Below are 15,920 nucleotides of genomic sequence, written 5' to 3'. Positions count from 1 at the left end.
GTGTTTGATTTACTTATTTTTAATAGATATAGCACTCTAAAATTGCTTCAATAATATTTATTTTGCATTTTGCTATTATAATTTCTTATAAATTTCAATAGCATTTAAAACTGGCTCCCCAACAATTTTTTTGAAATCAACAATTAATGGCTCTCCGTATTTTACACTTACTTCTGATTTAATTTTTACAGCTCTATATTCTCCATACTGCCCTAATAAATCAATTTTATCAATTACTTTTTTATTGTTGATAATCACAGAAAAAGTACGATTAGTAATTTTTGCTACTTCTGAGATTTCTTCACTTAAATCATATGGTAAATGTTTGACTGCTGTACCTTCCAATTCTGCAAAATGAAGCTTTATTTCATAAACACCTGCAGGTACATCAAAACGGTATTGCTCTATGCCTTTTAATTGGGTTTGATAAAGCGGATCATTTTTAGTTCCTTTTATAGTTTGCTTAGCTCCATAAGGTTGTTGTACGTTTTTTGCTGGTCTTACGTAAGGCTCACCTCCAATATGCCCCCAGCTTCCTTTTGTATAAGCTCTATCAAACATCCAAGCTTGTTTAATTTGATCATCGTAAAAGAAACGTTGATCTCCAACATTGATTGAGATTCCACTAGCAGGGAAATTCTTTAATGAAATTGGAAGTACATTGATACGAATGGCTGAAAAATCTTCTAGATAAATTCCGTTTGTACTTTTAGCGACTAATTGATTGATACCATCTACAAAAGGCACTTCAAAAACAGCAATTTTATCTACTACTTTTTTTACACCAAGACTTTTACCATTTAACAATAATTCAATTTCATTTTGGTTAGAGAAAATTTGAACAGGCATTGTTGAAATACCCAATCCATCTTTGTCTTCAACATACGTACGTTGCCCCCAAGTTTTGGTAGCAATGGCTAAAAATGGTTCTTTTAACAAAGAAGCCTGATAAAAGTAAAATACTTCTTTTGGTGTACGATCTAAAGTAACCAATCCTTTGTTATTGATACTTTGAACCGCATCAACGCGTCCTTCAGAATTAAAATCGGCATAATTCCAAACATTTGCTCCTGCAATAAAATCGTTTTTTGCAAAGTATTCTAAATAGTATTTATGATACTCAACACCATATTCTTGTGTAAAATCAAAACGTGTTGGATACAAAGTGTGTAGTCTTGGATCAACTCCTGCACCGTACTCTGTAATAATCATTGGTTTTTTTACTTTAGCTCGCATTGCTTCAATTCTCTCTGGAAGCAATGTATATGAACCACCATACCATCCATTGTAAATATTCCAACCAACAATCATAGGAACATCTGTCAAGCCCGCTTCACTATAACGTTCTACACTGTTGTGATTAGGAATCATTGTATATCTGTATGGATCTTCAGCACGTGTTAAATCTTCAATTTTTTGTGCCAATTCAACAATATAATCTGTATAAATCTTGTAACGCTCTTTATCATCCGTAAATTTAGGATGCAAAATAATTTCATTCATATATGCCCAAATAACTAAACTTGGGTGATTGTAATTTTGACGAATCATTTCCAATTGCGCACTTAAACAGTTTTTTGTAAACCCTTCACTTTCGGTAACTGTATCAATAATTGGCGTTTCAACTGTTGTAATAATACCTAATCTGTCACATAGCTCAAGAATAATAGGATCTTGCGGATAATGTGCAATACGTAAAAAATTACTTCCCATCGCTTTCATCAACAAAACATCTTCAACATGAATATGATCAGGAACCGCATTGCTAATATCTTTATAATCTTGGTGACGGTTGGTGCCAATTAATTTTAAGTATTCTCCATTTAAAAAGAAACCTTTATCTACATCAAACTTAAACCAACGGAAACCTAAAGGATTTGCCGATTCATCTAATTTTTGATTTGTTTTTGCATCGTAAATTTCACAAACAACTTTGTACAAATTAGGTGAATCTGTTGACCATAATTGTGGATTTGAAACTGGTTTCATTGCTAAGTTGAATTCATTAGAAATACCTGCTTTTAATTTCAATGAAGCCGTTTTTTCTTGCACCAATTCTTGGTTTGGACCATAAATTTTTGTTACCAGTTTTACTTTTTTAGCTGAAGTTTCATCATTTTGAATCTTCACCTTTAAGTTTACATCTCCGCTTTCAGCAGAAACTTTTGGTGTAGTTATAAAAACACCATTGGCTGCATCGTCTTCAATATTAAAGTGAATTTTTTCTCTGACTACCAAATTTACATCACGATACATTCCACCAAAAAAAGTAAAATCGGCGTGCAATGCTGGCCAATCTTCATTGTATGAATTGTCTGCTTTAACTGTAACATTAAACGTTGTAAACTCCGTTGCTTTGTCAAATTTTATATAGTCTGAAATAGGCACTACAAAACGTGTAAAACCACCGATATGTGTGCTGGCTAATTTGTTATTTACATACACTTCAGCTGCAGTTGCCACGCCTTCAAAGAAAAGAAATACTTCTTTTTCACTAAATGAAGTTGGAATTTTTACTTCTTTGGTATACCATCCTGCTCCACGATAAAAACCTTCTTCTTCATCAGTCACATCTTCAACATTCCAAGTATGTGGAATATCAACCAATTCGGCTTTGTCTTTTTGCGAATTAAATTGATTGATATCTTGTATGGAATTGTCTTTAATAAAATACCAAGATTCGTTAATTGTATATTTTAATTGAGCATTTAACTGACTATAAAAGGCAGTTATTAAAAATGTTGTAATAAATAATAAGCGGTTTTGCATATTTTTTGTTTTTATTTTATCATATCTTTAAACAGGCATTAAACATAATTGAATTTATGAATAATTGCATCCTGTACTATACGGCTACAAGTATATAGCCAACCTGTTAATAAATACATCAAGGATATTTACTCATAATCTGAAAAAAGTTTAAAAACACTAGTCTACGGTTTGAATACTTCCCCACCAGGTTTTATTAGGTTGCCAATCTTTACGTAACATATCTTTACGAAGCGTCTCGTGATAGTTAAACATGTTATTCTTCTTATTTGTAATGGCTTCATTTTCTTTTATTGCATCGTAAAGTGGATCTTGTTGAGGATATTTTGCCCCAACTTCTTCTAACCAATTTAGCAATGCGTGAGACATTTCCGCTGTTCTCTCTGGTTGAAGTTTGGCTAAGTCGTTATCTTCATGAATATCTTTAACTAAATTATATAATTCATTGTGCCCATCTTCCCAAAAATGAATGAGTTTCCAATCTCCATTTCTCATTATAGAAACTGGTCTTCCACCTTGGTTTCCATAATGCGGATAATGCCAATATAAAGGGCGTTCTTCCAGTGTATTTCCTTTTAAAACGGGAACAATACTTTTACCATCTATCTGCGCATTTGAAGGCAAAGGCACACCTGCAAGGTCTAGTATTGTTGGAAAAAAGTCGCTTCCTGCAACAGGAATATTGCTTTTTTCAGCTTGTTGATGCATCCAAGGAACGCTAACAACATACGGAATCCTTATACCGCCTTCCCACTGATAACCTTTACCGCCTTTTAACGGAAGATTATTGGTAGAATAGTTATCTCCGGAAGTTACCCCTCCATTGTCTGAAGTAAAAATAACGATGGTATTTTTATCTAAACCTGTTTCTTTAAGTGCGTTTAAAACCATTCCAACAGCATCATCCATTGTCTCAACTAAACCTCCATAAACAGGATTGTCTTGATATTTTCGCATAGGCAATAAATCACCTTCTTCAAAACCTTTTTCAGGTACCCCCATTTCAATAGCTTTGTCTCTGTATTTTTCCCACTTTTCTTTTGAAGTTTCAATAGGACCATGTACCGCGTAAAAAGACAAATACGCTAAAAATGGTTTGTCTTTTGAAGCTTTCATAAAGTTGATTGTTTCTTCTGCCAACCGCATAGAAAGGTTTTCACCAGCTTGGTGATTTTCTAATTTAGGATTGTTGAAAGGCGCAAAATAACCACCTGCAGGACCCCCTTTATGGTAACCTCCTTTGTTAATATCAAATCCATAATTTTCAGGATAAAAACCTTCGTCTCCCAAATGCCATTTTCCTGCAAAAAAAGTTGTATATCCTGCATTTCTCAAAGCCATTGGCAATGTTACCGTGTTGGTATCTATATGATGTTTGTATGTAGCCGGAAGTACTTTAGTGTAGCGGTTTTTTGCACGCCAATCTTCACCTTCGGGAGCGCCAATCCAATCTGTAACTCCGTGCCTTGCTGTAAACTGACCTGTTAACAATGTTGCTCGTGACGGGCTACATACTTGGCAACCTGCATACCCATTGGTAAATACCATTCCGTTAGCAGCGATTTTATCTATATTAGGTGTTTCGTAGTATTTACTCCCCATAAAACTTAGATCTGAATAACCCAAATCATCAGCTACTATGAAAAGAATATTAGGCTTCGGTTTTTCAATTTCTTTTTTGTTTGCTTTTTTGATATTACAAGCTCCAAAAACGAATAGTATAACTGTAGTAAAAATGATTAATTTCTGTGACATTATTTTAAATTATTTTTAGATTTTTATTTCATTATTGGCGATTGCAAAACTCCTTCACCTTTTCCCCAACTCCACCAATCAACTGCATGCTTTTTTTCATCAAGTGTATAATTCCACTTTTTAAGGTAGTAATCTCTTGTTTTAAATTCGTCTCCTATACTTTGTAAAGCGGCATTTAATTTTGTATCTAAATCTTGTTGAATTTCCTTAACCTCAGGTTTATCCAATAAATTGTTCATTTGATAAGGATCGCTTAAATTATCAAAAAGCATACTAGCACCTTTTGGAGTGCGAGCATAGGTATATTGTTTTGTTCTTATAGCTCTGTATTCAGAATCATTATAATTTCCACCAAAAGGAGCCACATTCATTATCAAAGCTGCACGATCAGCATTTGGGTCTGGATTTTTAATTAATGTAGCAATATTTTCTCCTTCAACAGTTGCTGGAATTTTAATATTAGCCAAACCTAATAATGAAGGAAGTATGTCTGGTGTATTGATAGGTGCATTTACCACAGCTCCTTTATTTACACCAATTGATGGGTAACTAATTAAAAAAGGAACTCTAATAGACTCATCCCAAGCCAATTGTTTTACAAAAGGTTTTACGTTTTGAGCACCCATCATTTCTCCGTGATCTGAAGAAAAAACAATGATTGTATTTTCAGTTAAATTCAATTCTTTAATTTTATCCAATACCGTTCCAATAGCTTCATCTGTAGCTGTACAATGTGCATAATACCCTTGTAACTCCTTTAAAGATCTTTCTTTCCATTGATCCGAAACATTTGGAGCCAATTTGATACTTTCAAGCGGGTACATATCTTTATATTTTTGAGGTGCACTATCATGAGGGTAATGCGGTGTTGCAATAGAAACAACCATTAAAAAGGGATTATCATCATTTGCATGTGCACTTATATAGTCGTTAGCATCTTTAACTATTGAAAATGGAGAATAACCTTCCCAATACTTTTTTTCAGGATCATTATTTGCATAATAATGCTCTTTGTTATAATTATGATCGCACTCGGCACCTTTCCAATAATCAAAACCTTGACGTCTTGCTGGCTCTACATTATTTTCCCTACCATGACCATCTAAATGCCATTTTCCCCAATAAGCAGTGTTATAACCTTCAGCCTTAAAAATTTCAGCCATACACAATTCTTCACTAGGCAAATAAATATCGTTTAAAAACATTCCTGTTGAAGTAGGAAACCTACCGGTAAGTAATGCTGCACGGTGCGGTGTACAAACAGGAGTTACAGAAACCGCATTTGTAAAATTTACCGCCTCTTTTGCAAAATTATCAAGATTAGGTGTTTTTACATTTGGATCACCTGCATAACCTAAAGCTGAACCTCTCCACTGATCGGTTAAAATATAGACTACATTGGGCTTTTTTTGCGTTACCGACTTTTCAGTTTTTTTTAATTCCTGACAACAGACTAGCGTTGTAAAACCCAACAATAATATACTTAGTAGTTTATTTCTTCTCATTTATTATATTTAATTAGTTTTTATTTAACTTTTTTAACACCTGTTTTGGTTGCATAAATTTCTTTAATTGTTCCATCTTCATTATAATACAAATACTCTATACAAGTATTTCTTCTATATTTTGTACCGCCATTCCAATCTTGTACATGATAAAAGAAATAGTTTTGCCCTTTATATTCAACTATAGAATGATGGTCTTGTCTTTGCTTAGGGTTGATACCTCCTTTATATTCAAAGGGTCCATACGGACTGTCTCCCATAGCATAAAAACCTCCTAAACCAGCGTTGTATGAAAAATAATAGTTCCCATTTTGCGTGTGCATATAACTAGCTTCAAAAAAATTATCACTTCCATACTCAATGGTTCTTGGGGTTTCTGCCAATTCTAAAAGGTTGTCTTTTAGTAGAGCTACTTTTGGCTCTCTAACACCCCAATATAAATAGGTTTTTCCATCATCATCGGTAAAAACACATGGATCTAACCATTGCCCTTCAACACCTTTTATCCAACCCAAATATTTAAAAGGTCCTTCTGGTACATCACTAACAGCAACACCACAACGCATATCATCTTTTACTCCTTTTACAGAATGAGGATATAGTAAGTAGTATTTGTTATTTTTATAAATAGCTGTTGGCGCCCACATCCATCCACCAACACCCCAAGGAATGTCTCTAGAATGAAGCACCTCTCCATGGTCTTTCCAATTTACCATATCTGTTGAAGAAAATGCGTGGTAACCATCCATTGAGTCGTAGAATGTAGCATCTTCCATATCGTGTGATGTATACATCCATACTTTACCATCTTTCCAAACATGCGCTGAAGGATCTGCAGTACGTATATGACGAATTACAGGATTATTAATATCCTTTTTATTAGCTATTTCTTGCTGATTGACATTAACTTCAATCGTCTTTTTTTTATGAATACAACTTACTGTCGACAGCAAAATCAACAAAAATACAGATGCTATGTGAAATTGCTTTAACATAATTAGAATTTAGACACTAATATATAGGTACCTGGTTGCGCCAAAAATTCAAATGAATTTGCAGTTGTTTTTGTTAATTTTATATGCTCGTTATCTTTAAAAGTTTCACCATTTAAAAGCAATGCTTCAGAAGTATTTGCTGGAATACTAATTACAGCAGTTGTATTTGGCGGAATTGTAGTTTCTAGTTGAAATGTATTATTTTCTATTTTCCAAGAAGAAGTTACCTTTCCATAAGGCGTTTCATATGATGCAGAAGCAGCATTAAGTGGTGCATTTGGCTGCGGTGCAATACTTATTTTTTTGTATCCTGGCTCAAGTGGAGCAATACCAGCAATACGCTCGTACATCCACTCGCCAATTGCTCCGTATGCATAATGATTTAAACTATTCATATTCATAGGATTGAAACCTTCTTCTTTACTGTAACTGTTCCAACGCTCCCAAATAGTAGTAGCTCCTTGATTGATTGAATAAAACCATGAAGGATACGTTTCATTAAACAATAATTTATACATTAAATCGATTTCTCCTGTTTCGTCTAAAACTTCAGACAATAAAGGTGTTCCTAAAAAACCAGTACGTAAATGATTGTCTGCCTCATTTATTTTTTCTAATAAATACTGTTTTGCATTGGCTTGTTTTGCTTCAGGCAATAAATCAAAAGCAAGAGCTAACAAATAAGATGTTTGTGTTTCTGCAACATCTTTAATTTTACCTTTTTCATCAAAAAACTTTTCAGCAAAAGCATTTGCTACGTTTTTATACAACTGATTATACGTATTATAATCTTCAGTTTTGCCTAATGCCTGCGCTGTTTGTGCAGTTAACTTAGCTGAATGCGCAAAGAAAGCTGTACCAATTAAAGAGTGTGATGTATCTCCTTTATTGTCTCCATTAGCCGGAAGCGGTTGTAACCAATCTGCAAAACCTCCCATAGAAGAAATAAAATCTTTTGAAGAAGTTTCATGGTAAGCTACCCAACCTTTCATAGTTTCGTAGTTTTCTTCAAGAATTCTCTTATCCCCCGTTCTATAATAAATTTTCCAAGGAATAATAGTACATACATCTCCCCAACCTGCACTTACTTTGTTATTGTATAAAACATCTGGCACAACCCAAGGAATTCCTCCGTTATCGTATTGCGACTCACGTACACTTTGTAACCAGCTTGCCCAAAACTTGTAAACATTTGCATTAAACATAGCTGTAGGTCCAAATACTTGCGCATCTCCTGTCCACCCCATACGTTCATCTCTTTGCGGACAATCGGTTGGGATATCAAAAAAATTTCCACGCAATCCCCAAACAATATTACTTTGTAACTGATTTAATTTTTCGTGTGAAGATGTAAAAGTTCCATTTTCTTCAAAATCTGAATACTGAACCAAACCAGTTACCCAATCTTTTGAAGGTGATTTAGAAGCATCAAATCCGCTTAACTCTACATAACGAAATCCGTGAAAAGTAAACTTTGGCATCCATTCAACAACGCCATCTTCTGATGCAGTGTAATAATCTGTAGACTGAGCACTTCTATAATTATCGGTATAAAAAGTACCATCTGGTGATAACATTTCAGCAAATCTAATTTTAAGCGTTTCTCCTTTTTTCATTGGCACTTTTAACAATGGCACACCTACCATATTTTGCTGTAAATCAAAAATTGCAGCACCATCTTTTTCAACAACTTCTTTGGTTTCTAATGTAATTTTAGATTTAACTGTTGTATGGCGTTTAGGTTCTAATTTTATATCATTTATAATATCAAAAGCATTTACTGGTTTCCAGTTTTTGTCATCAAAAGTATTGGTAGTCCATGCTGGTATTTCTAAATTGGCATCGTAGGTTTCTCCATCATAAATTTCAGAAAGACGTATAGGTCCATTTGTTGTTCCTTTCCAAGAAGCATCAGAAACAATGATTTCTTTTGAACCATCTTCCATAGTTAACTCTAACTGACAAATAATTTTTGGAGATTCGGTATCACTCCAGAAAGATTTCATCCATCCCAATCTTCCAGAATGCCAACCTGCAGCAACCTCTACACCTATGGTATTTTTTCCTGAATTGATTAAATTACTTACATCATACGTAATGGTTTCAATACGTTTTTTATAAGGAGTATACCCTGGAGGCATTACATCATCGCTCACATCTTGTCCGTTTATTGCCACATCAAAAACACCTTTAGCTGTGATATACAATCTTGCTGAAGCCACATTTTTAGTCAACTCAAAACCTTTTCTAAGGTATTGTGGTCTGTGAATAATATTCTCTTGACTTCCAATTACACCTTCTTCTTTTGTAGGTAAACCTATCCATTTAGCCTGCCAATCATTGTTGTTTAACAAGCCCAATTCAAATGAGTTTATTGCACTCCATTCAGATGCCACATTGTCTTGGTTCCAATACTTTACTTGCCAATATACTTTTTGACGAGAATTTAATGCTTTACCTGCATATTGAATAAATGTTGATTGACTGCTTTCTTGTTTGTTAGAATCCCACAAATCGGCATTGTTTGGTAAAAGCGCTTCACTACTTGCGACTACTATTTGATAAGCTTTTTGATTTTTAACAGCATCAACAACTGGTAATTGCCATGAAAATGTAGGTGTAACATCATAAAAACCCAATGGATTTTTAAATCCTTCTGAAACAATTAATACTTCAGATTTTGAAACATATTGCTCTTTGCAAGATACAAACAAGCATAAAATAGTTAAAAACGTAACTGAGTAAAAAGATGATTTTAAATTCATTATTTAATTTTTGATTGAAATTTATAAGTTCCTGGTTGTGCAACTAATTCAAATGAATTTGTTGCTTTGTTTATTAATTTTATAGCTGTATTATCTTTAAACGTTTTACCATTTAAAAGTAATTTTTCTGAAGTATTTGCTGGAATACTAATTTTTGCTGAAGTATTTGGCGGTATCACAACATCAAGAATAAAGTCCTCATTTTCAATTTTCCAAGACGTAGACACTTTACCATAAGGTGTATTTAAACTTGCAGAAGCCGATGTTAAAAACTCGGTATTTGGTTGTGGTGCAATTCTAATTAATTTATATCCTGGCTCCAAAGGTGCAATACCTGCAATACGCTCATACATCCATTGCCCCACAGCTCCGTAGGCATAATGATTTAAACTATTCATTCTTCCAGGGTTGTAGCCTTCTGTTTTGCTATAACTATCCCAACGTTCCCACATTGTTGTTGCTCCTTGATGTATAGAGTAAAACCAAGATGGATATGTTTCTTTAAAAAGAATTTTATACATTAAATCTATCTCCTCCATTTTATCCAAAACTTTTGGCAGCAATGGAGTTCCCAAAAATCCTGTTCTTAAATGGTTATCTGCTTTTTTAATTTCTTCTAATAAGTGCTTTTCGGCTTTTGCTTTAGTTTCTTCATTTAACAAATTAAAATCCAATGCTAACAAATAGCTTGTTTGCGTACTTTGCCCCTTTTTCAATGCTCCGTTTTCATCAAAAAATTCCTTTTCAAAAGCTAAAGCAATTTTCTTATATAATTCATAATATTTTTTAACATCATCAGGTTTATTTAATACTGCAGCTATTTTAGAAGCCAAATTTGCTGAATGAGCAAAAAAAGCTGTACCAATAAAGCCTTTATCTGTATCTCCTCTTTGTCCATCTTTTCCTGATTTTGCTGGATATGGTTGTAACCAATCTCCAAAAGAATTCATATTTGAAATGTAATCTTTGGCTTGCGTTTCATGAAAACCAATCCATTTCTGCATCATATCATAATTTTCTTCAAGCACGGTTTTATCTCCTGTAATATTGTAAATATCCCAAGGAATTATAACAGCTGCATCTCCCCAGCCCGAACTTGCCATGTTATTTTGTAATACATCTGGCACTATATAAGGAATTAAACCATCTTCGTGTTCCGATTGTGTTTCTTTTACACTTTGCAACCAGGCTGTCCAAAATGCATGAACATCCACATTAAACATGGCTGTAGGCGAAATAACCTGCGCATCACCTGTCCACCCTAAACGTTCATCGCGTTGCGGACAATCGGTAGGAATATCAAAAAAGTTACTTCTTAAACCCCAAGTTATATTGCTTTGTAGTTGATTTAATTTTTCATGTGAAGAAATAAAACTTCCATTAGCTTCAACATTAGAATATTGAACTAGCCCTTTTACCCAATCTAAAGATGGTTCTTTTGAAGCGTCAAAACCACTCAATTCTACATATTGAAAACCGTGAAATGTAAATTTTGGTGACCAAGTAATTGTGTTATCTTCTGAAGCAATATAATAATCGGTTGACAATGCAGAGCGATAATTAGCTGTATAAAAAGAACCATCTGGCGCTAACATTTCAGAAAAACGAATTTTAAGCGTATCACCTTTTTTCATTGGTACATTTACCAAAGGTACCCCCAACATGTTTTGTTTAAAATTAAACACTACTGCTGTATCACTTTTTGAAACAATTTCAGCAGCATTTAATGTGATTTTATGCTTTACCGTTTGATGCCTTTTTGGTTCTAATTTTACTGTTGCATCTATTGCGTCAACCTCAACGCTTTCCCACTGTTTATCGTCAAAATTATTGTAAGTCCAGTTTGGCATTTCAAGATTTGCATCGTAGGTTTCACCATCGTAAATACCCGCCAATCTAATTGGACCGTTGGTAGTACCTTTCCAAGTTTCATCTGAATAAACAACTACTTTAGAACCATCTTTCAATTCAATTTCAAGCTGACATAAAATTTTTGGTGAAGCAAAATTATTGTAAACAGACTTACCTCTACTTATTCTTCCTGAATGCCAACCAGAAGCCAATTCAACCGCTAAGGTATTTTGTCCAGATGCTAATAGTTTTGTAACATCATACGTAATTGTTTCTATACGTTTGTTATAAGGTGTCCAACCCGGAGGCATTACATCATCGCTTACATTTTCTCCATTTAAATGCACATCAAAAACTCCTTTTGCGGTAATGTATAATCTTGCTGCAACCACTTCTGAAGACAGTTCAAAACCCTTTCTAAGATATTGCGGACGGTGCATTAAAAATTTTCTAACGCCTTTTATGCTGTCTTTTGCGGTATTTAATCCAACCCATTTGGCTTTCCAATCGCTATTATTTAACAAGCCTAATTCAAAGGAATTGATTTCACTATATTCTGAAACTTTATTATCTTGATTCCAATAACGTACTTGCCAATAAACTTTTTGACGAGAATTTAATTTTTTTCCTTCGTATTTAATGAAAGTTGATTGATTGCTTTGTTGCTTTTTAGAATCCCATAAATCTGGATTATTTTGCAAAAGAGTTTCACTAGTTGCCACTATTATTTGATACGCCGATTGACTTTTTACCTCTTTTAAAACTGGTAACTTCCAAGAAAAAGTAGGTTGCGCATTGTAAAATCCTATTGGATTTTTAAATCCTTCAGAAACTGTCAATTCTTCAGATTTTAACAATTGTTGTGCTTTAACGTGAAAAGCCATAAACAATACGAATGCACTAAAAATTAAAATGTTTTTTACTTTCATTTTTATAATATATTATGTTCCTTAAACAATTTCAATAGTACAAACATCATCAACAAAACGTACAACACGTGGTGTTAAACAAAAGTCTTCACCAGGTTGAGGTTGTTGATTGTATGGTTCTACCAACAAATACTCAGCCATACTAGCTGTAAATAAAGGCCCTACTGTTTTATCGGCCATATACAAAAATGGAAAAACCGATTCTTGACACCTACCGTGAATATCTCCACAAGCATGGCAATACAAAGCGCCATTAGAAACAGGATCACTTGAATTGTTAATTTGATCACGAATCATAGCGTCGCACCAATTAGTTAATAGGCTTAATGAAGCTATTTCAAATTTGGTTGCGCTTTCCGACTCTCCTTTTTTATGATTAATAGCCATACAAGCATAAGTAGGCAACATCAATCCTACCCCGTCAACTACTGAAAAATGCATAAAAGAGCGTCTTTCCATCTATAAATTCAATATTTATTAATTGCGATAAATATCTTTAAATCTAAGAAAAATTGTATCCTGTACTGTAGGGTTTTACATAAAAACCCTACCAGTTTATGGGCAAAAAAGTGTAGTTATTTTTTTGATTAATTTTTAAACAGATTGGTCTCTGTATATAACCATTTTTCGAGATCAAGCGTCCAATCAACTCCTGTTTTTTCAAAATTTAAACCAAATCCGTGGCCGCCCTTTTCCAATTGTACATATTTGTATTTTATGCCATGTTCTTTTAAACTTTCACAATAAATCAGACTGTTTTCATAAACTACACCTGTATCATCTTTAGCATGTATGATATAAGTTTGAGGTGTATTTTCACTTACTTTATTTTCCATAGAATAATAATCTAACAAAGATTGATTCTCTGATTTATCGGCTAAAAGTCTTTTGTACGAACCTTTATGACGATACGGTAAATTAAACGAAATAACAGGATACATTAAAATAGAAACCGCTTGTTTTAGATCTTCTGAATTTACATTGGGTGCAATAATTTCGTTTTTTAAATTTGCTAAAGAAGCTGCTAAATGTCCTCCTGCCGAAGAACCTATAACAGCTACTTTATTTTTATCTATAGACCAATTGGTTGCGTTTTGATGAATAATTGACAGTGCTTTTTGAGCATCGCACAAGGGTACTTTTTCTTGCGAATTCACAATTAGTGTATCTGGCAATCTGTATTTTAATACCGCAACCACATTAAATCCCATTTTAAGAAAACGTTGCGCCATACTTTCTCCATTATTACTTCCAATAGTTACGTTAGCATAACCACCTCCTGGACAAAATAACAAAGCTGCGCCATTATTTTTTATATCCTTATTTCGATATACATAAATTGCTGGTTCTGAAATTTGAGTATAGCGTATACCCGCTTCATCCAAAGTTTCTTTTAAAGTAATATGTTCTTTATTGAAGGGAATTTCTCCATCTTTCCAAAGATTGATGGTTTCTATTGTATAATCTTGTGAAAAAGTATGTGTACATATAAAAATAAATACAAAAATTAATCGTATTTTATTAATAAACAAGTCCATTTTTTTAATTTTAATTGCGTTGTAGAAGATACAATATAATTTTTACTTATAACACACGTAAATAACTCACAAACAATTTTTTACCAATATTAAAAATAAAACACAAACTTTAAACCCACTTCAATTAAGGCATAAAAAACACCTCTTCTAACGGAATTGAAACTGGTGAATTGTCTGGATTAACTTCCATAATATCAGCCATAAAATCCCACCATTTTTTTACAATTTCATTAGATGCTAAATCTTGAGAGCCTCCCTTTCCTGAAACTTTTTGAAAAGCAAAAAGCGTACTGGTTTCTTCATCTAAAAAAATTGAATACTCGCTTACACCATTATCTTTTAGAAGTTGTCTTAATTCTGGCCACAATTCATTATGACGTTTTGTATAAGCTTCTTTTTGACCTTTATTTAATTTCATTTTAAATGCTAATCTTTGTTCCATTTTAATATTATTTTATGTTTTATTTAATCGATATCTCGTCAACTTCAAACTTAATTTTAAACTCACTTTTTATAATTCTTCTGAAGTTGATTTTTCCATTTTTTATAATTTATAGGTTTAGTTACAAAAATATAATAATGAAGATGCTTCAACATCTTTGTCTAAACCAATTTTACAATACGCTTCAACATTAAATTCACTACCCGCCAATACAAACAGTTGTTTTAATTTATGCTGCGCTTTATCTAAATCACCTATTTGTTTGTAATTCCAATCTTTTTTACCTTCGGCATAAGGCTTTAAAAACTCATAGGCTTTTTTAATACTTGCCCCATTTTCAGCTTCGTAATTCCATAAATCTACATTTACTTTTTTTCCTAAAAAAGCAAGCTCTGTAAATCCTTTTAAATTCATAGTGCTATACGACATTGCCTTTGTACGCTCCAGTTCATGTGGTTGTTCACCGTTTGGTTGAATTTGTTTAGCAATGCGCAATGTTTTAACCGCTTCTAAAACTTCTTTAGCTTCATTATCCCTATTTAAAAACAACAATATACTTACAATTTGAGTGTCATAATGTGTGGCATGATTGTTTTTAGTGTTTTTTTCAAAAATGCCATTTTCACTAGTTTGAAGCCAATTTAAATAATCTGAAAACCACAAGCGAAGACTTTTACTGGTTTCGGCATCCATTTCTTTACTCAATTCTAAAATTTCAATAGCAGCTATTATATTTGTAATTCCAGCAAACTCTATAATACCAATTCCGCGACCTGTATTTAAACCAGGAATACCCTGCGCAAAATCAAGATTTGGATTCATTTTAGTGTCTTCATTTACAAACCAAACTTTTAATAATTCCAATGCTTTTTTAGCATATTGTTTTTTATCTGAAAAAAAATAAGCCATTGCCAACGTATTGGTATTGTGAAACATTTTATCTTTTGTTGTTTCATCAGTACTAGTTCCGCGAGTTAGTGGATTTATCTCTCCATCTCGTCTAATCCACGGTAAACCATCTGATTTATTTGGATCTGGCCACCAATAAGGCCCCAAAGAAATATAGTCGTGTTTACTGCCACTTGGCGGAATTTGAGTTTTATCTACTACCGAAAAAGGACCTTCATGCAATGCTTTATCTGCATCCTCCAGCAATTGTTTGTACAATGAAGAAAACTGGGTTGAATTCTTATTTTCTTTTACATAAACAAGTTTGTTATAATCTAAAACCGACAATGTTTTTTTAGCCGAATTTTGTTCAATTTGTGCATTTGTTTTAAAATTGATAGCTATCAATATAAATAAACTAACAAAGCATATTTTAAAGGTATTTTGAATCATGGTTGTTTTTATTTTTTTCTGAAAAAAAAG

At 33.2% G+C, this 15,920-nt stretch carries 10 protein-coding genes; all 10 read right to left on the bottom strand.

Translation table 11 applies throughout. The annotated features are described in order from the left end of the window. Window positions 1-75: 75 nt before the first annotated feature. The 10 genes from EC396_RS05585 to EC396_RS05540 all read right to left on the bottom strand — a co-directional run bounded on the left by EC396_RS05585 (window position 76) and on the right by EC396_RS05540 (window position 15,890). The gene (locus tag EC396_RS05585; RefSeq protein ID WP_129365717.1) at window positions 76-2,769 is read right to left on the bottom strand and encodes a glycoside hydrolase family 2 TIM barrel-domain containing protein; all 2,694 of its coding nucleotides are present in this window, start codon (window positions 2,767-2,769) and stop codon (window positions 76-78) included. A 159-nt stretch (window positions 2,770-2,928) separates the two neighbouring features. Further along, a complete protein-coding gene (locus tag EC396_RS05580; protein ID WP_129365716.1) occupies window positions 2,929-4,524 on the bottom strand; it encodes a sulfatase in 1,596 nt (531 codons plus the stop codon). A 23-nt stretch (window positions 4,525-4,547) separates the two neighbouring features. After that, a complete protein-coding gene (locus EC396_RS05575) occupies window positions 4,548-6,029 on the bottom strand; it encodes a sulfatase (RefSeq protein ID WP_129365715.1) in 1,482 nt (493 codons plus the stop codon). A 20-nt stretch (window positions 6,030-6,049) separates the two neighbouring features. Then, window positions 6,050-7,024, bottom strand: a complete 975-nt coding sequence (locus EC396_RS05570; protein WP_129365714.1) for a family 43 glycosylhydrolase — start codon at window positions 7,022-7,024, stop codon at window positions 6,050-6,052. Window positions 7,025-7,026: 2 nt separating this feature from the next. Then, on the bottom strand, window positions 7,027-9,789 hold the full coding sequence (locus EC396_RS05565; RefSeq protein ID WP_129365713.1) for a family 78 glycoside hydrolase catalytic domain: 2,763 nt from the start codon (window positions 9,787-9,789) through the stop codon (window positions 7,027-7,029). Beyond that, window positions 9,789-12,569 carry an alpha-L-rhamnosidase gene (locus tag EC396_RS05560; protein ID WP_240665644.1) on the bottom strand — a complete coding sequence of 927 codons (2,781 nt, stop codon included), beginning with the start codon at window positions 12,567-12,569 and terminating at the stop codon, window positions 9,789-9,791. The genes EC396_RS05565 and EC396_RS05560 overlap by 1 nt, the downstream gene beginning before the upstream one ends. 21 nt (window positions 12,570-12,590) lie before the next feature. Beyond that, window positions 12,591-13,028, bottom strand: a complete 438-nt coding sequence (locus tag EC396_RS05555; RefSeq protein WP_129365712.1) for a hypothetical protein — start codon at window positions 13,026-13,028, stop codon at window positions 12,591-12,593. Between the two features lie 128 nt (window positions 13,029-13,156). Beyond that, a complete protein-coding gene (locus tag EC396_RS05550) occupies window positions 13,157-14,107 on the bottom strand; it encodes an alpha/beta hydrolase (protein ID WP_129365711.1) in 951 nt (316 codons plus the stop codon). Window positions 14,108-14,231: 124 nt separating this feature from the next. Beyond that, the gene (gene rhaM, locus EC396_RS05545; RefSeq protein ID WP_129365710.1) at window positions 14,232-14,549 is read right to left on the bottom strand and encodes an L-rhamnose mutarotase; all 318 of its coding nucleotides are present in this window, start codon (window positions 14,547-14,549) and stop codon (window positions 14,232-14,234) included. Between the two features lie 117 nt (window positions 14,550-14,666). Further along, window positions 14,667-15,890, bottom strand: coding sequence for an alginate lyase family protein (locus tag EC396_RS05540; protein ID WP_164975211.1), 1,224 nt, complete (start codon window positions 15,888-15,890; stop codon window positions 14,667-14,669). Window positions 15,891-15,920: the final 30 nt, after the last annotated feature.

Origin of the sequence: Lutibacter sp. HS1-25, from assembly GCF_004121075.1 — a bacterium.
Taxonomy (GTDB): Bacteria; Bacteroidota; Bacteroidia; order Flavobacteriales; family Flavobacteriaceae; genus Lutibacter.
This window is presented reverse-complemented; position numbering and strand designations above follow the sequence as displayed.